Here is a 24,443-nt window from a genome sequence, read left to right on the forward strand (position 1 = left end):
CGGCCATCATGGCGCAGTGGGTCCGCCGTCACCGTGGCGGTGCACGACCTTCCACCCACCCGGCTCCCGGCGGTACACCTGCGTCACGCGCAGCACGTAGCTGCGCTCCTCGCCGTCCATGAGCGTCGTGGTGTGCTCGCGGTGGACGGTGTAGGCGAGGTCGCCGCTGACGTCGGCCGCGAGCACCTCGACGTCGGCGGCGACACTGCCGCCGAAGGTCTCGGCCAGGGTCTCGAAGACCGCGCGCACCGCCTCGGGCCCGGTGGCGTCGTACCAGGCGCCGAAGAGGGTGACCGGCGCGCGGTGCGACCAGGTGCCGTCGCGGGGTGCCGCGTCGCCGCCGTGGAGGGCGGTCTCGGCCGCGCGCCACGTCGTGCCGAACCAGTCGAGGAACTCCGCGCGCTCGTCCATGTCTGCAGGAGACGCCCGGACGCCCACGGTGTCAACGGGGGACCGAGGCCGGGTCCCCGGTGAGCACCCGCAGCGCGAGCGCGGTCGTCGACTCCATGTCGAGGTGGCCGACCACGCGCTCGACCCGCGCGATGTCGAGGGGGAGCAGCCCGGGGGTGCCCGGGACGTCGGGGGTGAGGCCGAGGTCGAGGTCGGTGCGGCCGGCCATCATCCGCAGGTTGAACTCGTAGGTGTCCCGGGCCCCCGGCGCCGAGAGCCGCTTGAGCACGCTCGCGCCGGTACGACGAGCGCCGGTCTCCTCCGCCCACGCGTCCAGCGCCGCGACCACCGAGCGGCCCTCGTCGTGCTCGATGTCGGCCCAGATCTCACGCATCGAGCCGATGTGGGAGAGCAGGTAGGCGGCGGTCTTCTCGCCGATCCCGGGCACCCCGGGCAGGTTGTCGCTGGCATCGCCGCGCACCGCGGCGAACTCGAGGTAGCGCTCCGCCGGGACGCCGTACATCGAGCGCAGGTGGGCGGAGGTCAGCAGGGGAGAGCCGTTGATGCCGCCGTTGATCAGCCGGAGCACCCGCGTGTGGTCGCTGATGTGGGCGAACGAGTCGCGGTCGGAGGTGATGATCACGCAGTCCCAGCCGTTCTCGCCGGCCCAGGTCGCGGCCGAGGCGTTGACGTCGTCGGCCTCCAGGCCCGGCGGCGTCAGGGTGGCCATGCCCAGGGCGTCGAGCAGCGCCCCGGCCCGGTCCAGCTGGTCGACGAGGTCCGGGTCCTTCTCGGCCCGGCCCGCCTTGTAGTCGGGGTAGGCGTCGCGCCGCTCGGACGCGACCCGGTCGTCGAGCCCGAAGATCACGGCGTCCGGCGCGAACTGGTCGATCGACTCGATGATCTGGCGCAGCATGCCGTGCAGCGCCCAGGCCGGCCGGCCGCCGCGGTCGCGGTGCCGCGTGTGGGCGCGTGCGTGGTGGTTGCGGTGCAGCAGCGACGGTGCGTCGACGGCGAGCAACAGCCTGCGGGTGCGGTCCGGGACGGGGTTCATGGCGATCCGGTCGATCCTAGGCGGCTACGAGCCCTTGTTGAGCGGCGAGTCCTTGCGCGCCACCATGTCGAACCGCTCCTCGGGCGTCAGCGCCCGGAACGGCTCGAGCATCTCCAGGCCGTAGCCGCTGACCTCGACCGCGTCGTGGGCGGGGACGACGGAGTGGACCACGCGGTCGTCGTACAGGTGCAGGAGGGTGAACGCCTGGTGCGCGTCGACCCCCGAGAGCAGCCGACCGTCGGGGGCGAGCTCGGAGGTGTAGCAGCTCGCGGAGGCGACCGACACGGGGACGCCGGCGAAGGTCGAGTAGCACGTGAAGTGGAAGTGGCCGCCGAGGATCCCGCGCACGTCGGAGCCGGCGACCACCTCGGCCAGGCGCGGCTGGTCGTGCAGCTCGATCAGCTCGGCCAGGCGCAGCATCGGCACCGGGATCGGCGGGTGGTGCAGCGCGAGCAGCGTGCCCTGGGGTGCGGGGTCGTCGAGCACGTCGGCGAGCCAGGCGAGCTGGTCGTCGGACAGCTCCCCGTGGTGCCAGCCCGGGACGCTGGTGTCGAGCGCGACGATCCGCAGCCCCGCGACGTCGTGCACCCGGTCCTGCGGCTCCTCGCTGTCGACACCGAACAGGGCGCGGCTGTAGGCGCCGCGGTCGTCGTGGTTGCCCATCACCCACACCACCTCGGCGCCGAGGTCGGCCGCTGCGGGCTCGACGACCTCCCGCAGCCGCCGGTACGCCGCCGGCTCGCCCCTGTCGGCCAGGTCGCCGGTGAACACCAGGGCCTGCGGCGGTGTGGGCAGCCGGCGGAGCCGGGTGAGCGCGCGCTCGAGGTGCGCGGCGGTGTCGACGACGCCGTACTGCAGGCCGTCGGCGAGCAGGTGCGGATCGCTCAGGTGGGCGACGACGTGGGTCGGGTCGGGGTACTGGCCGAGGGGCTCCACAGGCAGGAGCGTAGGTCTTCACGCATCGGGCGGCCCGACCCGCTACGCTTCGAACATGCGTTCGGCTCGAGGTGGCGTGGCGGCCCAGGAGTGCCTGCCTCTCGACCTGCCGCCGCCGGTGCCGCCCGCACCCCGCGAGCGGCCGGCCCAGGTGCGCGCCGACGGCGAGGACGTCCGGATCAGGCTGCGCAACGATGCGCTCGCCTCCCACGGCTGGCCGGCCGGGACCGAGCTGCTGGTCTCGACCGACCGCCGCCCGCGCCGCGGGGAAGTGGCGCTGGTCCGGGAGGGCGGCCGGCTGAGGATCGGGGTGCTCGAGATCCAGTTCGGGCGCTCGGCCCTGCGCACCGACCACGGCTCGACGCTGCTCGGCTCGTCGGCCCGGATGGTGGGGGTGGTGACCGTGGCCGGTGCACCGCTCGCGGGGATGCCGGCCGTCGTCCCCCGGACGTGAGGCAGGCTGGGGCCATGAGCCCCGACCTGCTGCTGGCCCGGCGCGACCTCGCGTTCCTGCTCCACGAGTGGCTCGACGTGGCGTCGCTGTGCTCGCGGGAGCGGTACGCCGAGCACAGCCGCGAGACCTTCGACGCGGTCCTCGACCTGTCCGCCGAGCTGGCCGCCGAGCACTTCGCGCCCCACAACGCGCTCAGCGACGCCCACGAGCCGCAGTTCGACGGCGAGACGGTGACGATCGTGCCCGAGGTCGGCGCGGCGGTGCGGGCCTTCGCGCAGGCCGGGCTGGTGTCGGCGGCGATGGACGAGTCGGTCGGCGGCGGCCAGCTGCCGCACGTCGTCCAGCAGGCCTGCTTCGCCTGGTTCCAGGCGGCCAACGTGTCGACGTCGGGCTACTCGATGCTGACGATGGCCAACGCCAACCTGCTGCTCGCCCACGCCTCGCCCGAGCAGGTCGCCCGGTTCGTGCCGCCGATGCTCGACGGACGCTGGTTCGGGACCATGTGCCTCTCCGAGCCGCAGGCCGGCTCGTCGCTCGCCGACGTCGCGACCCGCGCCGTGCGGCAGGCCGACGGCACCTTCCGCCTGTTCGGCAACAAGATGTGGATCTCGGGCGGCGACCACGAGCTGGGGGAGAACATCGTCCACCTCGTCCTCGCCCGGGCCGAGGGCGCGCCCCCGGGGGTGAAGGGACTCTCGCTGTTCGCGACGCCGAAGTACGTCGTCGACGCCTCCGGCGAGAGGGGAGAGCGCAACGACGTCTCCCTGGCCGGGCTCAACCACAAGATGGGCTTCCGCGGCACCGTCAACACGGTGCTCAACTTCGGCGAGGGCCGGCACCTCCCGGGTGGCGCGCCGGGCGCCGTCGGCGAGCTCGTCGGCGAGGAGGGCCGCGGCCTCGCGGTCATGTTCCACATGATGAACGAGGCCCGGATCGGGGTGGGCGCGGGCGCGGTCGCCCTCGGCTACACCGGCTACCTGCGTGCGCTCGCCTACGCGCGGGAGCGGGTCCAGGGCCGACCGCTCGACGGCAAGGACCCGGCCGCACCACCGGTGCCGATCGCCGAGCACGCCGACGTGCGCCGGATGCTGCTGGCCTCCAAGTCCTACGTCGAGGGCGGACTCGCGCTCGTGCTGAAGGCCGCGCACCTGCTCGACGACCAGCACACCCACCCGTCCGCCGAGGTCCGGGAGCGGGCGGGCGCGCTGCTCGACGTACTGACCCCGGTCGTCAAGAGCTGGCCCTCCCAGTGGTGCCTGGCGGCCAACGACCTGGCGATCCAGGTGCACGGCGGCTACGGCTACACGCGGGAGTACGGCGTCGAGCAGCTCTACCGCGACAACCGGCTCAATCCGATCCACGAGGGCACCCACGGCATCCAGGCGCTCGACCTGCTCGGGCGCAAGCTGGTCCAGGCCCGGGGGACCGGCCTGCAGCTGCTGCTGGAGGCCGTCCGGGAGAGCGTCGACCGGGCCCGGGGGACGGGCGACGCGGTGCTCACGTCGTACGCCGACCGGGTCTCGGCCACCGCCGACCGCTTCGCCACGGCCGTGGCCGCGGCGTGGGAGTCCGGTGACCCCCGCGCCTCCCTCGTCAACGCGACGACCGCCCTCGAGGCGGCCGGTCACGTCGTCGTCGCCTGGACCTGGCTCGACCAGCTGGTGGCAGTCGGCGACCGCGAGGGTGCGTTCTACGACGGCAAGCGCGCGGCGGGCCGGTACTTCCTCACCCACGAGCTGCCCAAGGTCGGCCCGATGCTCGACCTGCTCGCGAGCGGTGACCAGCTGTTCAACGAGGTGGACCCGGCGACCTTGTGATCACGGGAGGGCGCAGGCGCCCAGTGCCTCCCCGAAGAGTGCTCCCCACGCGTCCTCGATGTGCTCGAGCCCGTGACCGTCGGCGAGGTTGGGGTTCGCGCTGCCCTCGCCGATGGTCTTGTCGCTGCGGGTCGTGAAGCCCTCCGGCCCGCCGTGCCCGAGCCAGTACCCGACGAAGCAGTCCGGGTCGAAGCCGGGCGGGAAGTCGGGGCTGTGCGCGAACTCGACCACCGAGATGCGTACCCAGCGGTCCGAGTGCGTGGCGCTCGCGTCGCCCTGGTCGGAGCGGCTGACGTTGTAGCAGTCATGGGCCGAGGCGGGACCAGCCGCCGCGACGAGCAGTGCCGTTGCGGCGGTCGTGGCGAGGGCGAGGCTGCGCTTCATCATGGTGGCTCCGGTTGTCTCGGGCGGGAGCGTCGGCAGACGCCGGCACCTCGTCAGCCTGCTCGTCGCGTCGTCGCAGCGCACCACCGAAATCGGGCATCTGCCGCCTCGCCCCCCGGGTCCGGCTACCCGACCAGGCGCTCGAGGTTGTCGAGCTCGTTGGTGCGGCCCGCGACGATGCGCGCGGTCCACTCCTCGTCGTGCAGCCGCCCGCACTCCATCACGACCTCGGTCCCGGTGGCGGTGGGCTCGAGGGTGACGACGGTCAGGTGGTCGTACGGCTCGACGCCGGGCACGAAGTCGATCAGCGACACGTACGCCAGTCGGGTCGGCTCGGCGACCTCGGTGAACTCCTTGTGCGACGCCGTCGACACCGGCATCCCGGCCTGCTCCATGAACGCGACCTGCTCGGGTCCGGTCGCGGTCATCGTGTAGTCCAGGGAACCGCCCGGGCGCAGCTCGATCCGGTCGACGGTGGTCTCGAACCCGTCGGGTGCCCACCACGCCGCGATGCCCGCGGCGGTGGTCCACAGCTCCCAGACCCGCTCGGGCGGGACGGGGAGGCTGCGGCGAAGGGTGACGGTGTGCTCGTCCTGCATGGTGGTCTCCTCCTGGATGGTGGTCTCTCACCCCAGGGACGGAGCCGGATCGGGATCCTCGACATCGGCCGCGAGGAATCTTCTGGAGGCGGCCCGCCGTCGTGCGTAGCCTCGATCCATGGGCGAGTCCTCCAGCATGTTCGAGGCGATCTACGCCGGAGCGGAGACCGGCCAGGCCCGGCCGCCCTGGGACCACGGCGCCGCCCGGCCACAGCTCGTGGCGTGGGCCGAGGAGCGGGACCTCGCGGGCGGTGGCCGCGAGGCCCTGGTGGTCGGATGCGGCTACGGCGCCGACGCCGAGTACCTGGCTCAGCGCGGGTACCGCACCACCGCCTTCGACTTCGCGCCGACCGCGATCGCCGCCGCGCGGCGCAAGCATCCAGGGAGCACCGTCGAGTACGTCGTCGCCGACGTCCTGGACCTCCCAGACGAGTGGCAGGGCAGGTTCGACCTCGTCGTCGAGAGCCTGACCGTCCAGTCGATGCCGCCCGAGCAGCACCCGTCGGCCGCGCGTTCCATCGCCTCACTGGTCGGCCCGGACGGCACGCTCCTGGTCCTCGCGACCACCCGCGACGACGGCGTCGAGGTCGACGGACCGCCGTGGCCGCTCACGCGGGCCGAGGTCGACTCGTTCGCGAGCGGCGGCTTGGTCCTGCGCCAGGTCGAGCGGATCGAGAACGGCGCCTGGTGGCGGGCCGAGTTGACCAGAGGGGTGTGAGGGGCGCATCTGGCTCGCCAGCGGCCGCCATTGGCGCGGAGGTTTGCTTCCCTGTGGCGCATTCGCGGCGAACTGACGCACATACCCACCAACCTCGTTCAGGTCAGGTGGATGCAGGCGCGCCGACGTCGTAGCGGACGTCGTATCGCGCTGGGTACACCTCGCCGACCAGCGTGCCGTCGGCCGTGCGTATCGGGTCGACCGCGGTCGTGCCGTAGCGGGACACGACCCGGAGCAGGCCGTTGGGTGTCTCCCAACGGTAGGCGCCCAATCCGAGCTGGCGGGCGCGGTAGGGGAGGTGGGTCTTGGCCCGGTGATGTCGGCGGGTGAGTGGGGCGTCGTTCAGGTCGCCGGTCTGGCCCGGTGGGCCGTCCTTGTCGTACGGCGTGACGTGGTCGTGGTCGAGACGGCGGGTGCGGGAGGCGGAGTGGGGGAAGACGTCGCCGCCGGTGCGCAGGTGGGTGCGCTCCTTGCAGGCCGCGGGGTGCTCGTAGGCATCGACGGCAGCGCCGGCGTTGAGGTCGATGACCGGGTGCAGGTCGATGGAGCGGTGGCGCAGCAGGGCGGCGACCTGCTCGAGCAGCATCGGCCCGAGGTCCTCGACTCGGGCGACGCCGGTGGCGAAGCCGGCGAGGACGGCGGCGTCGATGTGGACGTAGACCGTGGCCCGGCGCGGAGCGCGGGCGGGCGTGGGTGCGGGGGCCGGGGTCGCCTCGGGCTCGCGGAGGCCTTCGAGGAAACGGACGGCGGCGTAGGGATCGGCGAGCAGCTCGACGGCGCGGGCGCGGAACTGGTCCATGGTCGGGACGTCGTCCTCGTCGTCGGGGACGTGCTGGTCGGCCAGGGCCCGGGCGACCTCTTCCACGCTGGTGGTGAACTCGACGGCTCCTGCGTTCGGGAGCCTGAGGGTGATCGGCTGGACGCCTGCCTGCCCGTCGAGGTCGGCGACCGCGTCGCCGGGGCGGCGACGGCGGGCGAACACGCCGATGCGGGCTTCCTCGGCGGCGATGCGCTCGCGGTGGGCGGCGGGGTCGGCCTCGATGATGCGTGCCTCGGCGAGCTCGATCAGCTTGCCCGGCGTCAGGTCGTGGGCCGCGGCGACGGAGATGTCGACGATCTCCACCGCTGCGCGGGAGAGCTTGCGCGAGAGGTCGGCGATCCTGCGGGCGACCCACACCTCGACATCGAGGCGCTGCACGCGCTCCCACAGCCGGGGGAGGCGGTGGCGCAGGTCGAGCGCTGCCGCTGCCCGGTTGGAGGTGGCGATCCACCCGGCACGGCTGGCGACGGCGAACTCGGCCATGCACAGCTCGGAGGTCTCCGGCGTGCCCTCGCCACCGAGGCGCACGAGCCGGTCGCCACCCAGCCGGTGAGGTACGGCGCCCGGCTGGGTCTGCGGGTCGACCGAGTGCAGGTCGCACCAGGCCAGGAGGCGCAGCAGCCCGTCGACCTCTGCCTGCCTCTTGAGGCGCACGCCGGACTCCTCGGCAGCGAGCAGCTCCGCTGCGCTGAGGTCTCCTGTGGGCGTCATACAGGTATGGTACTCGAACACATGTTCGAACTCAAGCGGATCGCCGGGCCTGTGGAGAGCCCAGTCGCTCCCGCCCGTGCGGGGCGTGCCAGCCCGACTCGTCCGGCCCCTTCGGCACGATCCCGGTCGGGTTGATGTCCTCGTGCACGACGTAGTAGTGCTGCTTGATCTGGTCGAAGTCGATCGTCTCGCCGAAGCCCGGGGTCTGGAACAGGTCGCGGGCGTAGGCCCACAGCACCGGCATCTCGGAGAGCTTGTTGCGGTTGCACTTGAAGTGGCCGTGGTAGACGGCGTCGAAGCGCGCCAGCGTGGTGAACAGCCGGACGTCGGCCTCGGTGATCCGGTCGCCCATGAGGTAGCGGCGGTCGGTGAGCCGTTCCTCGAGCCAGTCCATCGCCGACCAGAGCCGGTCGTAGGCGGCGCCGTACGCCTCCTGGGTCCTGGCGAAGCCGCAACGGTAGACGCCGTTGTTGACCTCGGTGAAGACCTTCTCCATCACCTCGTCCATCTCCTCGCGGCACTCGTCGGGCCACAGGTCCGGCGCGTCGGGCCGGTGGTGGTCGCGCCACTCGAAGAACAGGTCGTGGGTGATGGCCGGGAAGTCGTTGGTCACCAGCGACCGGGTCGGTACGTCGACCATTGCCGGGACCGTGACGCCGCGGTCGTACGACGGGTCGCGGGCCAGGTAGGCCTGCTCGAGGCGCTCGTAGCGCAGGACCGGGTCGACGCCGCCCGGGTCGAGGTCGAAGCGCCAGCTGCGCTGGTCGTGCGTCGGTCCGGCCAGGCCGAGGGAGACGACGTTCTCCAGGCCGAGCAGGGTGCGCACGATGATCGCCCGGTTCGCCCACGGGCACGCGCGCGCCGCGACGAGCCGGTAGCGCCCGGGCTCGACAGGCCAGGTCGGTACGTCGAGCGTGCCCACGTGGGGATCCTGGCTGCGCCCGTCCTCGCGGGTGATGCGGTCCGGGACGTAGCGCATGTCGCGCTCGAAGGCCTTGCCCTTGGCGGCGTAGGCGGACACGTCCCGGCTCAGTCCTTCTTCACCGCGTCGGCGATGTCGGCCGGGGTCGCGTCGACGTGGTCGGGGTCGGCCTGCGCGTCGATGTCGGTCACCGGCGGCGGCGCGGGCGTGGTCCGGGGACGGGGCTTCGACACGGGCGCCGGGTCGAGGCCGAGCTCCTCGGTCACGTTGACGGGCTCGTCGGGGGAGAACGTCGGCGGCTGCTCGGCGTCCCGGCCCTGCGCCCGGCGGGCGGCCGTCTGGGCGACGCCCACCACTGCTCCGAGCACCGCTGCCGGCGCCTTGACGGCGGCGACGGTGATGCGCTTGATCGTGCCGATCGGGGCGAGATGGATCACGGGGAGCTCCTCCACTGGTCGGGTCTCGGGGTCGCCCGGCCAGTACCCGTTGACGCAGGAGCCACCCGCGCCAACGGGTCCGTGTGGCAGGAGAGCGCCTCCTAACGGCGTACCAGTACCACGTCGAAGCTCGTCCCGGGAGGTGCGCCGGGCCCGAACGGCGGCGGGAAGCCGAGGTCGAAGCGACCGTTGACGGCAGCGATCGTGTCGCCCTTCACCGCCATCGTCGTCGGCACGTGGAACCGGTCGGAGGTGATGGTGCCGACCAGGGTGCCGGAGGAGAGGTCTCCCGACAGCGCGATCTCGGCGATCGTGTCGGCGAAGTTCTCGACCACGAAGAGCCGGTGCCCCTCGAGCTGGAGGCCGTCCGGCGTCCCCGGGACCAGCCCGCCGCCGGAGACCGGGATCGCGGTGCTCACGCCCGTGTGCGGATCGACCAGCGCGACGATGCCCAGGTCGGTGTGGTTGACGACGAGGGTCGAGCCGTCCGGGGTGGCGTCGATGCCGTTGAGGCCGAACGTGCCCGGCGTGGACGTGCCGGCCGGGCCGGTGACGTGGATCGCCACGGGCGGACCGAACCCGCCCTCGCCGTACGGCAGCTCGTAGATGTAGGGCGAGAAGGTGTCGGTGAAGTACGCCGCCCCGGGGGTGAGCGCCACGTCGTTGGTGAACGCCGACGGCGGCCCGACGGCGACGTCGGCGACCTGGGAGCCGTCGCGGGTGTCGTAGACGTAGACGTGACCGCCGGGCCCGCCGGCGACGAAGAGCAGCTTGCGCGCCTCGTCGACCCGCATGCCGACCGCGGCCCGGCCCGTGTTGTCGACGAGGACCTGCCCCTTGCCGGTGCTCAGGTCGCCGCGGTAGATGTCGCCGTCGCGGAGCGAGCCGACGTAGAAGGTGTCGCCGGTCCCGATCGCGATCCCCTCGGGCTGGAAGTCGTCCGGGAGCGGCACGGTCGACGGTGCCGGCTTCGCCGCGGCGGGGACGGCGAGGAGGGCCACGGTCGCGAGGGCGAGGGGCAGGTCGAGCAGACGCATGGCACGCTCAGCCGACCGACGCGATGAAGGCCAGCGCCTCGCCGGAGATGGCGGCCAGGTCGCCGACCTCGACGACCGGGACGACGTCCATGTCGAACCACGTGCCGAAGATCGCCATGTCGCGCACGACGGCGTTGACGTCGTCCGTGGTCACGACGGCGAACCCGCCCCTGGCGTCCGCACGTCCGAGGAACTGCTCGAAGGTGACGGTCTCCGACGGCGTCCACTTGCCGAAGACCTGCAGGGAGCGGGCGATCTCGGCCTCGCCCAGGCTGGGCTTCGCCAGCCACGAGATGACGTACTTCATGTCGACCTCCTCGGGGAGCGGTCCGGTCCCTCTCGGGACGCTACGCCGCCGGCGCGTGCCCCGACATCCGCCATTTGGTGGCAATCCCGACGATGACCGAGGATCGCCGAGCCTGCCTGCGGCCGCGTCGTACCCCTGTGTGATGCTTTTCGTTCGCACCTAGCAGGCCACATCACGACGACGGACACCGGGGGACAGGGTTGAGCGACATCGCCGCCGAGCTGGCGCGGGTCAAGGGCGCCTTCGCGCAGCCGACCCTGACCCTGCTCCACCAGCGGCAGGCGCCCGTCGTGATTACCATCTTCCGGGCGGCGTTCGGGCGCAACAACAAGCCGATCCCCACCGCGCGGCTGCACACGCAGGTCGAGGAGCACCTCGCCGAGATCCGCAGCGCGGGCGACACCGACCTGCCGACGGGCAGCGGGCGCGACATCTGCCAGCGCTGGATGCGGGGGCAGTGGCTGGTGCGGTCGCTGGACGAGCAGGGCAACGAGGTCTACTCGCTGACCTCCCACGCGCAGCAGGCGCTGGAGCTGGTCAAGAACCTCGCGCGCGACCGGGCGACGCTGAGCGAGCACCGGATCACGACCATCCTGAGCACCGTACGACGGTTCAACTCCGAGGCGAACCCGGACCGCAGCGCGCGGGTCACCCTGCTCAACGACGAGATCGCGCGGCTGAAGGTCGAGCGCGACCGGCTGGTCGACGGCGCCGAGATGGTCAGCGCGACCGAGGACTACATGCTCGAGGGGTTCACCGAGCTGCTGTCGCTGATCAGTGCGCTGCCGAGTGACTTCGCGCGGGTCGAGGAGCGGTTCGCGACCATCCGCACCGAGATCCTGGCGGCGTTCCGGGCCGAGGACCGGCCGGCGGGTGAGGTCATCGACGACTACCTCGCGCGGGCCGACGCGCTGATGACGGCGACCCAGGAGGGGCGGGCGTTCGAGGGGGCGTTCGCGCTGCTGCGCGACGACGGGCTGGTGACCCAGCTGCGTGAGGACCTCAACGCGCTGCTCGAGCACCCGCTGTCGCACGGGATCCTCGGGGAGGCCGACCGGGCCGAGCTGCGGGGGACCGTCAAGCTGGTGCGCGACGGCCTCGACCGGGTGCTGGCCCAGCGCAGCCGGGTGACGGCCACGCTCAAGGAGTACATCGTCTCCCACGACGCCGCGCGCGACCGGGAGCTGGAGCAGACGCTGCGCCAGGTCGAGTCCGAGCTGATGACGTGGATGTCGACGACCGGGCCGCGGGCGACCCACGAGGTCTCGCTCCTGCCGAGCCGGGTCAACGTCGACCACCTGCGCGAGCGGTTCCACGACCCGGCCGACGACGTGCTGCCGGCGCCGATCACGGCCGCCGACCCGGCCGAGGCGCCGACGCTCTCGCTCGCGGAGCTGATGGCCCAGGGCGGCCCCCAGCTGGGCTCGCTGCGCCAGCGGCTCGACGACGCGCTCGGCGACCTGCTGCCGGCCGGCTCTCTCGGGGAGCTGTTCGAGGCGCTCGAGCCGTCGCTGCGCCGCCCGGTCGAGATCTTCGGCCTGCTGCACCTCGCGGCCGACCGCGAGTGGGAGACCGAGGACGAGCTCGAGTCGTTCGCCGCCGTACGCCCCGACGGGTCGCGCCGCACGTTCGCCGTGCCGCGCACGCCCCTTCCGGATCCCGACCTCGAGAACACCCGAGAGGAGTCCCGCCGGTGAGTGTCGAGCTGGACGAGCCGACCGCTGAGAGCAGCGACAGCGACGAGATCAACGACTTCGACGACCTCGACGAGGTCGCCGACGAGACCTCGGTGTCCCTGTTCGAGGGCGACGAGGGTGGGCTGGAGTACGCGCAGCGGCACGCACTCGTCACCCTGCTCAAGCAGCGGTTCATCAGCGCCCGCACCCACCCGCGCGACTGGCAGGTGCTGGTCGAGAACGAGCGGGTGATCCGCTCGCGCCTCAACGATCTGTTCCTCGACCTCCAGGTCGACCCGACCCGCGAGGTCGCGTGGAAGCGACAGGCCACCTCCGAGACGGCCAGCCGGTTCCCTACCCTGCTCCACGACACCTCGTGGTCGCGCGAGGAGACCCTCGTGCTGGTCCACCTGCGCGACCGGCTGCGAGCGGGGCTGGCCAGCGGCGACGCCCGGGTCTACATCGACCGCGAGGACATCGTCGAGTACGTCGCCAGCTTCCGTCCCGGCCACGCCACCGACGAGGCGGGCGACGAGAAGCGGGCCCGCAACGCCGTGGTCAGCGTGGTGAAGGCCGGCCTGCTCATCGGCTCGGCCGCCGACGACCGCTACGAGATCAGCGAGGCCGTCGAGCCGCTGCTGCCGCTCGAGCTGCTCCAGGAGCTGCTCGAGGCGCTGCAGAAGGCCAACGGCTCCGAGCCGGAGCCGGAGCCCCGCGACGACGACCTGTTCGAGGAGGAGGACGCCTGATGTCCGTCGACGAGATGGAGCAGGTCGAGGGCACCGACGGCCTCTTCGACAAGGAGGTCGTCGCGACGCCGGCCGACGACACCGTCCAGTGGCGCGCTGTGCTGCTGCAGCTGGTCAACTGGGGCGGCTTCGGCGGCCTGACCACGGTCCCGCTGCGGGGCGACGCGACGATGATCTCCGGCGCCTCGGGTGTCGGCAAGAGCACCATCCTCGACGCCTACACGGCGCTGATGATGCCCTCCGACACGAAGTTCAACGGCGCCTCCAACGACGCCGTCGCGGGCCGCGCCCGCAGCGCGGGCCAGCGCAACCTGCTGTCCTACCTGCGCGGTGCCGTCGACGTCGTCGACAACCCCAGGACCGGGCGGCCCGAGGAGAAGCTGCTGCGCGGCAAGGGCTCCGACACGTGGGGCGCGGTCGCGATGACCTTCGTCAACGACCAGGGCGGCCGGTTCACCGCGCTGCGCACCTACTACGTCCCGCGGCGCGCCGCGCGCTCCGGCGAGGTGCAGATGCAGCTCGCCACCCACGAGGGCGCGTTGTCGCTGGAGACGCTGGAGGTCGCCGTGCCCGAGCGCTTCCACGCCAACACCCTCAAGAAGCTGTTCCCCGGCATCCGCGTGCACCGCACGTACGCCGAGTTCGCGGCCGTGCTGCACGCGCGTCTCGGCATCGGTGCCAACGGCGACGGCTCCAAGGCGCTGCGCCTGCTGGCCCGGATCCAGGCCGGCAACCAGGTCCGCAGCGTCGACGAGCTCTACAAGGACATGGTGCTCGAGCGGCCGTCGACCTACGCCGCCGCGGACCGGGCGATCGAGCACTTCGACGACCTCGACGCGTCGTACACCGCGATGCGCACCGAGGAGCAGAAGCTCGAGCTGCTCGAGCCGATCACCGACCTCCACGAGCGCAAGGTCGCGGCGACCAAGCGGCTCGCCGAGCTCGACTCGTACGGCGTCACGCTGTCCGGCGACACCCCGCTGCGGCTGTGGCTGCTGCGCACCCACCTGCGGCTGATCGAGGCCGCCGTCGCGGGCAACCGCGACTCCCGGCAGGGCACCGTCGAGGCACTCACCGCCACGCGGTCCGCCGAGACCACGCTCGCCGGTGACCTCGAGGCGGCGAAGGAGGCGCACCGCGCAGCCGGCGGCGGCGACCTGCAGGCGCTCGCCGCGCAGGCCGAGCACGAGCGGGTGATCCGCGAGGAGCGCGCCAACCGGCTCGCCGAGCTCGAGGAGCGGGTCTACCCGCTGGTCGGGCTCACCGACGCCGACGCCCCCGACCTCGAGTCCGCGCTCGACTCGGCGACCGCGTTCGCCGAGCTGCAGCTGCTGGCCCGCAAGCGGCTCACCGCCGGCGAGGCCGAGCAGGCCACGCTGCGCGCCGAGCGCGACCGGGTGCGCGACGCGCTGGTGCCGCTGAAGAACGAGCAGGCCGTGCTCAAGCGCGAGCGGGCCTCGATGGAGAACCGCAACGGCCGGGTGCCGTCGTACCTCCACGACCTGCGGGCCGCCGTCGCCGACGCGAGCGGCCTGTCGGTCGACGAGCTGCCGTTCGTGGCGGAGCTGATCGACCTCGCGCCCGAGGAGGCGCGCTGGCGCACCGCGATCGAGACCGTGCTGGGCGGGACCGCGCGGATGATGCTGGTGCCGATCGGTCGCCTGGCCGAGTTCTCCAGCGCGATCGACGGCCTGCGCCTGCCCGGCCGGCTGACCTTCCAGGGGGTCGAGCTCGACCTGCCCGAGACCGGCCCGGCCGACCCCGAGCGGGTCGCCGGCAAGCTGCTGTTCAAGGACTCGCCGTTCTCCGGCTGGGTCCAGCAGCACGTCGAGGAGCCGTCCCGCAACGCCTTCTGCGTCGAGAGCGCCGCGGAGCTCGACGGGCCCGGGTTCCGGGTCACCGCCGCCGGCCAGACCCGCAACGGCGACCGCGGCACCCACGGGCGCAGTGACCACCGCAACATCATCGGCTTCTCCAACGAGGACGCGATCGCCGAGATCGACGGCCAGCTCGCGGAGCTCGAGCGCAGGATGGAGCAGGTCGACGCCCAGCTCGCCGAGCTCGACCGCCGCGGCCGGCTGCTGGAGCAGCAGCGCAAGGCGTACGACGCCATCGCGATGGTCCGCTTCGACGACGTCGACGTCGCGGGCAGCGACCGGCGCATCGCCGAGCTGGAGCAGCGTCGCACCGACATCCTCACCTCCGACGACCAGCTCAAGGTGCTCCAGGCGCAGATCGACGACCTCGTCCACCGCCTCGACGACGCGCGGCAGGAGAGGTTCGCGCTCGAGCAGAAGCAGCGCGAGCTCAACTCCGGCCACAGCGAGCTCGTCGACTCCGAGGACCTGGTCAAGGACCGACTCGAGGCGATGGAGAGGAGCGGGACGGTCGAGCTGAGCGAGGAGCAGGAGGCCGCGCTGGCCGCCGACTTCGCCGCGGCCGCCGCCCCCGCGGACCCCGAGGACCTCGACCGGTTCGCCGACAACTCGCACCGGCTGGGGGAGCGGCTGCGCACCGCCGTCGCGGACGCCGAGGCCGAGATGCGGCGCTGCGACGACGACCTGGCGCTGATCTTCAAGCACTACAAGTTCCAGTGGGACTCGCCCAACCTCGGCGCCACCTCCGACTCGTACGCCGACTACGCCCGGATCCTCGACGACATCCGCGGCACCGGCCTCGCCGAGCGCCGCGCGGAGTGGCGTCGCCGGCTCACCGAGTGGAGCGGCCAGGACCTGGTCCCGCTGCTCGGCGCGATGTCGTCCTCGGTCGAGGAGATCGAGGACCGGCTCGAGCCGATCAACGCGATCCTGCGCCGTCTCGAGTTCGGTGCCGAGGGCGACCGGCTCCGGATCCGGCTGCGGCGGCTGGCGCCCGCCCACGTGCAGGTCTTCCTCAAGGACCTGCGGGCCCTGTCGTCCGGCGTGAGCGGCGAGCTCGACGAGGCCGGGCTGGAGAAGAGGTTCACCGACCTCAGCCGGTTCATGCAGCAGCTGCGCAAGCCGGCCCAGTCCGGCGACGGCCCGGCCCTCACCACCGACCGCGACCGGCTGCTCGACGTGCGCCGGCACGTGGAGATCAGCGCCGAGCGCTACGACCACCTCACCGGCGAGCTGCGGGCGACGTACCGCACGCTGGGGGAGAAGTCCGGCGGCGAGAGCCAGGAGCTGGTGGCGTTCATCGTCGGCTCCGCGCTGCGCTTCCGGCTGGGCGACGAGATGCGCTCGCGGCCGCGGTTCGCGCCGGTGTTCCTCGACGAGGGCTTCGTCAAGGCCGACTCGGAGTTCGCGGGTCGTGCGGTGCAGGCGTGGAAGGGCCTCGGGTTCCAGCTGATCATCGGCGTACCGCTCGACAAGGTGACCGGCCTCGAGCCCCACATGGACGAGCTGCTGGCGATCACCAAGAACACCACGACCCACCAGTCGTGGATCACGCCGATCACCAACGCGGAGCCGGCCGACGCCTGATCGTCAGGGCTTGTCGCCCTGCAGGTCGGTGAAGCGGACGCCGCTCGGGCTGGCGACGGTGAGCCAGGCGCCGTTGTCGCTCGGCAGCGGCCGGCCGGCGATGGCGGTGCACCCGGCCGGCTGCTCACCGCAGAGCCGGGCCACCACGGCGCCGTCGAGGTCGCCGACGTCGAACGGCTTGCGGGCCGAGAAGCCGGGCCCGCCCTCCGTCAGCGCCGCCCCGTCCCACAGCAGCGTCCGCGGCCCGTCCTCGCCGGGAACCGTGAGCACGGCCTGGACCTGGAGCAGGATCACCTCGAGCACCTGCGGGGAGCCGGTCTCCTTCACCAGCGCCTCGGTCATCGCGTGGGTGGCGGCGGTCGAGAACAGGTCGACGTCGCCGCTCCCGTTGCCGGTCCCGTCGACGTGGACCTCGGTGCGGGTGGTGGTCGTGGTCGTCGACGACGAGCTGTCGTCGTCGAGCGCGTTCACGACCAGGGCGGTGATGCCGATGCCGGCGCCGCCGAGCACGACGAGCACTCCGACCACGAGCATCCCGATCCGTCCGCGGAGCCGGCGGCGCTCAGCGCCGGCGTCGTACGTCGGGTAGGTCGCGCTGCCGTAGGGACGGTGCGTGGGCAGCGGGGGCGGCGGTGGTGGAGGCGGCGGGGGGCTGCCGTCGCCGGGTGCGTCGTAGGGGCGCCACTGGTCGCTCACGGGCCGATCCTAGGGACCCGAGCCCGGTGAGGAGCAGGAGCATCGCCAGGAGCCGGGCGAGCATCGTCATCGCAGAGTCCCTCCTTCGGGCGGGACGCTACGGCGCGGGCGCCCGGCACCGGACCGGGATGATCGGCGAACCTCTACCTTCGCCGGCCGCGGCTGCGTGTCGGGCTCACTCCCCGTGGTACGACATCACGTGCTTGACCCGGGTGTAGTCCTCGAGCCCGTACATCGACAGGTCCTTGCCGTAGCCCGAGTGCTTGAAGCCGCCGTGCGGCATCTCGGACACGAACGGGATGTGGGTGTTGATCCAGACCACGCCGAAGTCGAGGCGCTTGGACATCCGCAGTGCGCGAGCGTGGTCCTTGGTCCACACCGAGGAGGACAGGCCGTACTGCACGTCGTTGGCGAAGCGGACGGCCTCGGCCTCGTCGGAGAACCGCTGGACGGTGATGACCGGGCCGAAGATCTCGTTCTGGACGACCTCGTCGTCCTGACGCAGGCCCGAGACGACGGTGGCGTCGTAGAAGTAGCCACCCTCGCCCCCGGCGACGGTGGGCCGGGTGCCGCCGGCCTCGATCCGTGCGTGGTCGGGGAGCCGGTCGACCATGCCCGCGACGCGCGCCAGCTGGTCGGGGTTGTTGAGGGCGCCGTAGGCGACGTCGGGGTCGTCGGGCAGGCCGGTGCGCGTCTTCCGGGCCTGCTCGGCCAGGGCGGCGACGAGGTCGTCGTGGATGCCGGCGCCGGCGAGGACGCGGGTGGCGGCGGTGCAGTCCTGGCCCGCGTTGAAGTAGCCCGCGCCGGCGATCGCCGCAGCGGCCGCCTCGACGTCGGCGTCGTCGAAGACCACGACCGGGGCCTTGCCGCCGAGCTCGAGGTGGACCCGCTTGAGGTCGGTCGCGGCCGAGGCGGCGACCTCCATGCCGGCGCGCACCGACCCGGTGATCGCGACCAGCTGCGGCGTCTTGTGCTCGACCAGCGCGCGCCCGGCGCTGCGGTCGCCACAGACCACGTTGAGCACGCCCGCGGGCAGGAACTCCGCCGCCACCTCGGCGAGCAGCACCGTGCTGGCCGGGGTCGTGTCGCTCGGCTTGAGCACGATCGTGTTGCCGGCGGCCAGGGCCGGGGCGATCTTCCAGATCGCCATCATCAGCGGGTAGTTCCACGGCGTCACCTGGCCGACGACGCCGATCGGCTCGCGGCGGATCCACGAGGTGTGGTCCTTGAGGTACTCGCCCGCGCTCTTGCCCTCGAGGACGCGAGCGGCGCCGGCGAAGAAGCGGAACTCGTCGACGCTCGGCGGCATCTCCTCGTCGGTGGTGATGCCGATCGGCTTGCCGGTGTTCTCGCACTCGGCCCGCACGAAGTCGTCGGCCCGGTCCTCGATCGCCTGCGCGATGCGCAGCAGCGCCTCCTGCCGCTCCTTCGGGGTGGTCTCGCCCCAGGTCTCGAACGCCCGCTCGGCGGCACGCATCGCACGGTCGACGTCCTCCGCGTCGCTGGCGGGGGCGGTCGTGTAGGCCCGGCCGGTCGCCGGGTTCACGACGTCGTAGGTGGCTGCGGAGGCGGCGTCGACGGACGCGCCGTCGATGAAGTTGCGCAAGGGGGTCATGGCTCGGCAGCGTAACCAGACTGCCCGTCGTGCGAAAGCCCACGAGCAACGAAATCCGTTGCAAACCTGCCAAACAGCCACTGATTCACTTGCTGTTTCGGCGAATGGGAGTCAAGATGGTCGGGTGGTAGACGCAACGGCGCATGACGCCCTCCAGAAGTCCGCGCGGGAGCACCTGTGGATGCACTTCACCCGCATGTCGTCGTACGACACGGCCGACGTGCCGATCATCGTGCGCGGTGACGGTGCCTACGTGTGGGACGCCCAGGGACGCAAGTACCTCGACGCCCTCGGTGGTCTCTTCGTGAGCCAGCTCGGCCACGGGCGCACCGACCTCGCCGAGGTGGCGGCCAAGCAGGCCTCCGAGCTCGCCTTCTTCCCGCTGTGGTCCTACGCCCACCCGACGGCCATCGAGCTCGCGGAGAAGATCGCGGGCTACGCGCCCGGCGACCTCAACCGGGTGTTCTTCACCTCCGGTGGCGGCGAGGCGGTCGAGTCCGCCTGGAAGCTCGCCAAGAACTACTTCAAGCTCGTCGGGAAGCCGGGCAAGCACAAGGTCATCAGCCGCGCCATCGCGTATCACGGCACCACCCAGGGTGCGTTGTCCATCACCGGCCTGCCGGGCCTCAAGGCCCCGTTCGAGCCGCTCGTGCCCTCGACCTTCCGGGTGCCGAACACCAACGCCTACCGGGCCTCCGAGATCACCGGTGGCTTCCTCGACGGCTCCGACCCCGAGGCCTTCGGCCGCTGGGCCGCCGACCAGATCGCCGTCGCCATCGAGAACGAGGGCGCCGACACGGTCGCCGCCGTCTTCCTCGAGCCGGTCCAGAACGCCGGCGGCTGCTTCCCGCCGCCGCCCGGATACTTCCAGCGGGTGCGCGAGATCTGCGACCAGTACGACGTGCTGCTGGTCTCCGACGAGGTCATCTGCGCCTACGGCCGCCTGGGCCACATGTTCGGTGCCGAGCGCTACGGCTACCAGCCCGACATCATCACCTCGGCCAAGGGCCTCACCTCCGGCTACTCGCCGCTCGGCACGATGATCGCCAGCGACCGGGTCTACGAGCCGTTCGCCCACGGCACCGAGACCTTCCTGCACGGCTACACCTTCGGCGGCCACCCGGTCTCCACGGCGGTGGCGCTGAAGAACATGGAGATCTTCGAGGACGAGAAGATCAACGAGGGCGTCCGCGAGCGCGAGGGTGCCTTCCGCGGCACCCTGGAGAAGCTGCTCGACCTGCCCATCGTCGGCGACGTCCGCGGCGACGGCTTCTTCTACGGCATCGAGCTCGTCAAGGACAAGGCCACCAAGGAGACCTTCGACGAGGACGAGTCCGAGCGCCTGCTGCGCGGCTTCCTCTCCAAGGCCCTGTACGACGCCGGCCTCTACTGCCGTGCCGACGACCGGGGCGACCCGGTCATCCAGCTCTCGCCGCCGCTGATCTGCGGCCAGGAGCACTTCGACGAGATGGAGCAGAAGCTCCGCGCCGTCCTCACCGAGGCGGCGGGGCTGCTGTAACCGCGGGGACGCGCAGCAGCGCTGCCACCACACAGGCGGCGGTCGGGGACGGTGGGGGTCCCGGCCGCCGCTTCGTCATGCCTGGCTCGGGCTGTTCGAGGAGCTCAGGAGCTGTTCGAGGAGCTCAGGAGGCGGCCGCGCGGCGGCGGGTGAGCAGCATGTTGGTGAGCACCAGGAACAGTGAGATCAAGAACATGACCGTGCCGACCACGTTGACCTGCATCGGGATGCCGCGCTGGGCGACGCCCCACACGAACATCGGGAAGGTGACCGTCTGGCCGGCGTTGAGGTTCGTGATGATGAAGTCGTCGAACGACAGCGAGAAGCTCAGCAGCGCCGCGGCGGCGATGCCGGGGAAAACCAGCGGGAAGGTCACCCGCCAGAAGGTCGTCCACTCGCTGGCGTAGAGGTCCATCGCAGCCTGCTCGAGGTTCTCGTCGAGGCCGGACAACCGCGCCTTGACGGTCACGATGACGAACGACAGGCAGAACATCACGTGGGCGATGAAGATCGTCCAGAAGCCCAGCCGGCCGCCGAAGCCGCCCGCGACGAACAGGGCGAGCAGCGAGGATCCCATCACGATCTCGGGGGAGGCCATCGGCAGGAAGATCACCGTGTTGGCGACCGAGCGGCCGACGAAGTCGTGCCGCACGAGGGCGAACGCCGCGAGGGTGCCGAGCAGGGTGGCCACGAGGGTGGCGAGCAGGCCGATCTCGATGCTGCGCACGACCGCCGAGCACATCCCGTCCGGACGGCACGGGTTGGCCCAGTTGCTCCAGGTGAAGTCGCGGAACGCGTAGACGTTGCGGGACTTGCTGTTGTCGTTGAAGCTCATCAGCATCACGACGGCGATCGGCACGAACATGTAGACCAGCACCAGCAGCCCGGCTGCCAGCACCAGGTGCTCGCCGATCCACCGGCCGGCGCGCTGCACCCCGTTCATACGAGCTCCTCCGTCCCGGCGGTGCGGATGTAGACCATGACCATCGCGACGATGATCGCCATCAGGATCACCGAGAGGGCGCCGGCGGTGGCGTAGTCACCGGTGCTGGTGAACAGGTTCTGGATCACGTTGCCGACCATGCGCTGGTTGGGGCTGCCCAGCAGCGCTGCGTTGATGTAGTCGCCGGCAGCCGGGATGAAGGTCAGCAGCGTGCCCGCCACGACGCCCGGCTTGGACAGCGGCAGGGTCACCTTGAGGAAGCCGCGGGTGGGGGAGGCGTAGAGGTCGCTCGCCGCCTCGATCAGCCGGCCGTCGATCTTCTCGAGGCTGGCGTACAGCGGCAGCACCATGAACGGCAGGAAGTTGTAGACCAGGCCCGCGATCACGGCGACCGGCGTGGCGAGCAGCCGGCCGTCGTCCCCGAGCACGTGCAGGAACTGCAGGGTGTCCACGACGAACCCGTCGTCGGCGAGGATCAGCTTCCACGACAGGGTGCGCACCAGGAAGCTGGTGAAGAACGGCGCGATCACCAGCACCAGCAGTAGGTTGCGCCACCGGCCGGCCTTGAACGCGATCGCGTACGCCAGCACGTAGCCCAGCACGAGGCAGATCGCCGTGGCCGCGGCGGCGTACCACAGCGAGCGGAAGAGCGGCTCCCAGAACTCGTCGAGCGCGTCGACGAAGTTCGCGAACCGGTAGTCCACGTCGTACCCGGTCAGCACCGAGCCCTTCGGGTCGAAGAGGCTGGTCGCGAGCAGCGAGTAGAACGGGATCACGAAGAACAGCGCGAGCCACAGGCCCGCGGGCAGCATCAGCCAGTAGCCGGTGAAGCGTCCCCGCCGCATGGTCTAGGCCTCCTCGATGACGCCGGCGTTCACGTCCTGGCTGGCGGGCAGCAGGAACGCGAACTCGGGTCGCCAGGACACGTCGACCTTGGTGCCCTTCTCGAGCACGGCGCGCCGGCCGGTGTTCTGCTCGAAGGACATCAGCTCCTGGCCCCACGGCATCATCACGAGGTACTGGGTGCTGACGCCGACGAAGCTGACGTCGGTGATGATGCCGCCGGTCATGTGGTTGCCGGGGGCGTCGATCGGCTCGCCGGCCGGCGCGATGAGCACCTTCTCGGGCCGGATGCCGACCCAGCCGTCGCCGGCGCGGGTGTGCGCGCGCTCAGCCGGGATGGAGACCTGGATGCCGTGCATGTCGACGCGTACGACGTCCCCGTCGGCGCTGGCGACGGTGCCGGCGACCAGGTTCGACTGGCCCAGGAAGTTGGCGACGAAGGTGGTGCGCGGGTTCTCGTACAGCTCGGCGGGGGAGCCCATCTGCTCGATCACGCCGCCGTTCATGACGGCGATCGTGTCGGCCATCGTCATCGCCTCCTCCTGGTCGTGCGTGACGTGCACGAAGGTGAGGCCGACCTCGGTCTGGATCCGCTTGAGCTCGATCTGCATCGACCGGCGCAGCTTGAGGTCGAGGGCGCCGAGCGGCTCGTCGAGCAGCAGCACCTCGGGCCGGTTGATCAGTGCCCGGGCCAGGGCGACGCGCTGCTGCTGGCCACCGGACATCTGCGGCGGCTTCTTGCTGGCCTGCGACTCGAGCTCGACCAGCGCGAGCATCTCCTTCACCTGCTGGTCGACGTCCTTGACCTTGCGCCGGCGCAGGCCGAAGGCGACGTTCTCGTGGATGTCGAGGTGCGGGAAGAGCGCGTAGTTCTGGAAGACCGTGTTGACCGGGCGGCGGTACGGCTTCTCGTAGGTGATCTCGTCGTCGCCGAGGTGGATCGTGCCGGAGGTGGGCACCTCGAGCCCGGCGACCATGCGCAGCGTCGTGGTCTTGCCACAGCCGGACGGGCCGAGCAGCGCGAAGAAGCTGCCGGCGGGGACCTCGAGGTCGAGGGAGCGCACGGCCGTGAAGGTGGCGAACTCCTTGGTGAGCGCGGTGAGCCGGAGACTCCGGCCGTTGTCAGCCGCCAATGACATCGGCGAAATCTCCTTCGTAGGCGCGGATCTGGAACTCCTCGAGGGCCATGAACGAGTGCATCGTCTTCAGCGACTCGGCGGACGGGAAGATCAGCTGGTTGTCAACGAGGCTCGGGTCGACCTTCTCCATCGCCTCCTGGGCGCCCTTGACGGGGCAGATGTACCAGACGTACGCCGCGAGCTTCGCGGCCACTTCGGGCTCGTAGTAGTAGTTGATCCACTCCTCGGCGTTGCCCTGGTGGCTCGCGAGGTTGGGGACCAGCATGTTGTCGGACCAGATCATCTGGCCCTCCTCGGGCGAGACGAAGACGAGGTTCTCGTCCTCGGCGGCCGCCACGTCGCCGGACCAGGCCTCGCAGGCCAGGATGTTCCCTGCGGAGAGGTCCTGGATGTAGTCGTTGCCGGTGAAGGCCCGGACCTGGCCGTCGTTGCGGGCCTTGCGCAACCGGTCGATGGCGTTGTCCCAGTCGTCCTGGTCGAAGTTCGCCGGGTCGGCGCCCTCGGTCAGCATGATCAGGCCCATCGTGTCGCGCATCTCGGTGAGCAGCGAGATCCGGCCGCGCAGGTCGGAGCGGGTGAGCAGCTCCTCGAAGGAGCGCACCTCCTTGACCTTCGACTTGTTGTAGGCGATGCCGGTCAGGCCGCTCTGCCAGGGCGCGGAGTACGTGCGGTCCGGGTCCCAGCCGACGTGCTGCAGCGAGTCGATCAGGTTCGCGTGGACGTTGGGGACCTTCGCCTTGTCGAGCGGCTGGATCCACCCGACCTGGATCATCCGGGCCGCCATCCAGTCGGTGAGCACGAACATGTCGCGCTTCGAGGACTGGCACGAGCCGAGCTGGTTGACGACCTTGGCGAAGAACTCGAGGTTGTCGTTGACGTCGGCGGTGTAGCTGACCTTGATGCCGGTCTTCTTCTCGAACTCGGTGAGCGTCGAGGTGTAGTCGCCGTCGTCCTCGTCGATGTAGCCCGGCCAGTTGGACACGACCAGCCGCTTGTCGGACGACGACAGGTCGCGGGTCCGGCAGGAGGCGGGATCCTGCTTGCGGTCAGGAGTGCCGAACAGCGGCAGCACGCCGAGACTGGCGCCGCCGAGCAGGACTCCGGCACCCCCTCGAAGTGCCGCCCTGCGACTCAGACGGGCATTGACCACCGATTGCACCTCCCCAGAACAGAACGTGCCGATCGTGGCATGACCCACGTCACAAGACAAGTG

23 protein-coding genes are annotated in these 24,443 nt (G+C 71.4%); 7 read left to right on the plus strand and 16 right to left on the minus strand.

Features of this window, described 5'->3' with window-relative positions:
• Positions 1-6: 6 nt before the first annotated feature.
• Genes BJ958_RS03800 through BJ958_RS03810 form a run of 3 tightly spaced genes read right to left on the minus strand, consistent with a single transcriptional unit; the run spans position 7 to position 2,380 of the window.
• On the minus strand, positions 7-411 hold the full coding sequence (locus tag BJ958_RS03800) for a nuclear transport factor 2 family protein (RefSeq protein ID WP_179725610.1): 405 nt from the start codon (positions 409-411) through the stop codon (positions 7-9).
• Between the two features lie 31 nt (positions 412-442).
• The gene (locus BJ958_RS03805) at positions 443-1,444 is read right to left on the minus strand and encodes a 5'-3' exonuclease (protein ID WP_179725611.1); all 1,002 of its coding nucleotides are present in this window, start codon (positions 1,442-1,444) and stop codon (positions 443-445) included.
• Between the two features lie 24 nt (positions 1,445-1,468).
• Positions 1,469-2,380: a metallophosphoesterase gene (locus tag BJ958_RS03810; RefSeq protein WP_179725612.1), complete on the minus strand. Its 912-nt coding sequence runs from the start codon at positions 2,378-2,380 to the stop codon at positions 1,469-1,471.
• Positions 2,381-2,435: 55 nt separating this feature from the next.
• Here BJ958_RS03810 and BJ958_RS03815 point away from each other — a divergent pair, with 55 nt between their 5' ends.
• Positions 2,436-2,834 carry a hypothetical protein gene (locus BJ958_RS03815; RefSeq protein WP_179725613.1) on the plus strand — a complete coding sequence of 133 codons (399 nt, stop codon included), beginning with the start codon at positions 2,436-2,438 and terminating at the stop codon, positions 2,832-2,834.
• A 14-nt stretch (positions 2,835-2,848) separates the two neighbouring features.
• Entirely contained in the window at positions 2,849-4,651 is a 1,803-nt protein-coding gene (locus BJ958_RS03820; protein WP_179725614.1) for an acyl-CoA dehydrogenase, read from the plus strand.
• On the opposite strand, the gene BJ958_RS03825 is transcribed toward BJ958_RS03820, so the two are convergent.
• Positions 4,652-5,038, minus strand: a complete 387-nt coding sequence (locus BJ958_RS03825; protein ID WP_179725615.1) for a hypothetical protein — start codon at positions 5,036-5,038, stop codon at positions 4,652-4,654.
• Between the two features lie 122 nt (positions 5,039-5,160).
• Positions 5,161-5,634, minus strand: a complete 474-nt coding sequence (locus tag BJ958_RS03830; RefSeq protein ID WP_179725616.1) for an SRPBCC family protein — start codon at positions 5,632-5,634, stop codon at positions 5,161-5,163.
• 118 nt (positions 5,635-5,752) lie between these two features.
• Between BJ958_RS03830 and BJ958_RS03835 the strand changes: the two genes are divergently transcribed.
• On the plus strand, positions 5,753-6,352 hold the full coding sequence (locus tag BJ958_RS03835) for a class I SAM-dependent methyltransferase (RefSeq protein WP_179725617.1): 600 nt from the start codon (positions 5,753-5,755) through the stop codon (positions 6,350-6,352).
• Positions 6,353-6,455: 103 nt separating this feature from the next.
• Here BJ958_RS03835 and BJ958_RS03840 read toward each other — a convergent pair whose 3' ends face one another.
• The 5 genes from BJ958_RS03840 to BJ958_RS03860 form a co-directional block, all read right to left on the minus strand.
• Complete coding sequence (locus BJ958_RS03840; protein ID WP_179725618.1) at positions 6,456-7,883, minus strand: hypothetical protein; 1,428 nt, start codon at positions 7,881-7,883, stop codon at positions 6,456-6,458.
• A 31-nt stretch (positions 7,884-7,914) separates the two neighbouring features.
• On the minus strand, positions 7,915-8,862 hold the full coding sequence (locus BJ958_RS03845; protein ID WP_179729970.1) for a glutathione S-transferase family protein: 948 nt from the start codon (positions 8,860-8,862) through the stop codon (positions 7,915-7,917).
• 50 nt (positions 8,863-8,912) lie between these two features.
• Positions 8,913-9,242 carry a hypothetical protein gene (locus tag BJ958_RS03850; RefSeq protein ID WP_179725619.1) on the minus strand — a complete coding sequence of 110 codons (330 nt, stop codon included), beginning with the start codon at positions 9,240-9,242 and terminating at the stop codon, positions 8,913-8,915.
• Positions 9,243-9,343: 101 nt separating this feature from the next.
• Positions 9,344-10,279 carry an SMP-30/gluconolactonase/LRE family protein gene (locus tag BJ958_RS03855; protein WP_179725620.1) on the minus strand — a complete coding sequence of 312 codons (936 nt, stop codon included), beginning with the start codon at positions 10,277-10,279 and terminating at the stop codon, positions 9,344-9,346.
• Positions 10,280-10,286: 7 nt separating this feature from the next.
• Entirely contained in the window at positions 10,287-10,586 is a 300-nt protein-coding gene (locus BJ958_RS03860; protein ID WP_179725621.1) for a DUF3303 domain-containing protein, read from the minus strand.
• A 200-nt stretch (positions 10,587-10,786) separates the two neighbouring features.
• Here BJ958_RS03860 and BJ958_RS03865 point away from each other — a divergent pair, with 200 nt between their 5' ends.
• Genes BJ958_RS03865 through BJ958_RS03875 form a run of 3 tightly spaced genes read left to right on the plus strand, consistent with a single transcriptional unit; the run spans position 10,787 to position 16,475 of the window.
• On the plus strand, positions 10,787-12,283 hold the full coding sequence (locus BJ958_RS03865) for a DUF3375 domain-containing protein (protein ID WP_179725622.1): 1,497 nt from the start codon (positions 10,787-10,789) through the stop codon (positions 12,281-12,283).
• Entirely contained in the window at positions 12,280-13,011 is a 732-nt protein-coding gene (locus tag BJ958_RS03870) for a DUF4194 domain-containing protein (protein ID WP_343052556.1), read from the plus strand. Before BJ958_RS03865 ends, BJ958_RS03870 begins: the two co-directional genes overlap by 4 nt.
• Complete coding sequence (locus BJ958_RS03875; protein ID WP_246319001.1) at positions 13,011-16,475, plus strand: ATP-binding protein; 3,465 nt, start codon at positions 13,011-13,013, stop codon at positions 16,473-16,475. Before BJ958_RS03870 ends, BJ958_RS03875 begins: the two co-directional genes overlap by 1 nt.
• A gap of 3 nt (positions 16,476-16,478) precedes the next feature.
• Here the strand turns inward: BJ958_RS03875 and BJ958_RS03880 are convergent, their stop codons facing one another.
• Together BJ958_RS03880 and BJ958_RS03885 are read right to left on the minus strand one after the other, a co-directional pair.
• Complete coding sequence (locus BJ958_RS03880) at positions 16,479-17,171, minus strand: hypothetical protein (RefSeq protein WP_179725623.1); 693 nt, start codon at positions 17,169-17,171, stop codon at positions 16,479-16,481.
• Between the two features lie 175 nt (positions 17,172-17,346).
• A complete protein-coding gene (locus tag BJ958_RS03885) occupies positions 17,347-18,786 on the minus strand; it encodes a gamma-aminobutyraldehyde dehydrogenase (protein ID WP_179725624.1) in 1,440 nt (479 codons plus the stop codon).
• Positions 18,787-18,910: 124 nt separating this feature from the next.
• Between BJ958_RS03885 and BJ958_RS03890 the strand changes: the two genes are divergently transcribed.
• Complete coding sequence (locus BJ958_RS03890) at positions 18,911-20,305, plus strand: aspartate aminotransferase family protein (protein WP_343052557.1); 1,395 nt, start codon at positions 18,911-18,913, stop codon at positions 20,303-20,305.
• 124 nt (positions 20,306-20,429) lie between these two features.
• Here the strand turns inward: BJ958_RS03890 and BJ958_RS03895 are convergent, their stop codons facing one another.
• From BJ958_RS03895 to BJ958_RS03910, 4 genes are read right to left on the minus strand one after another with little or no spacing between them, the layout of a single operon-like run.
• Positions 20,430-21,248 carry an ABC transporter permease gene (locus BJ958_RS03895; protein ID WP_179725626.1) on the minus strand — a complete coding sequence of 273 codons (819 nt, stop codon included), beginning with the start codon at positions 21,246-21,248 and terminating at the stop codon, positions 20,430-20,432.
• Entirely contained in the window at positions 21,245-22,093 is an 849-nt protein-coding gene (locus BJ958_RS03900; protein WP_179725627.1) for an ABC transporter permease, read from the minus strand. Before BJ958_RS03900 ends, BJ958_RS03895 begins: the two co-directional genes overlap by 4 nt.
• Positions 22,094-22,096: 3 nt before the next feature.
• On the minus strand, positions 22,097-23,230 hold the full coding sequence (locus tag BJ958_RS03905; protein WP_179725628.1) for an ABC transporter ATP-binding protein: 1,134 nt from the start codon (positions 23,228-23,230) through the stop codon (positions 22,097-22,099).
• The gene (locus BJ958_RS03910; RefSeq protein WP_179725629.1) at positions 23,214-24,380 is read right to left on the minus strand and encodes an extracellular solute-binding protein; all 1,167 of its coding nucleotides are present in this window, start codon (positions 24,378-24,380) and stop codon (positions 23,214-23,216) included. Before BJ958_RS03910 ends, BJ958_RS03905 begins: the two co-directional genes overlap by 17 nt.
• Positions 24,381-24,443 lie beyond the last annotated feature (63 nt).

The organism is Nocardioides kongjuensis, from assembly GCF_013409625.1.
Taxonomy (GTDB): domain Bacteria; phylum Actinomycetota; class Actinomycetes; order Propionibacteriales; family Nocardioidaceae; genus Nocardioides; species Nocardioides kongjuensis.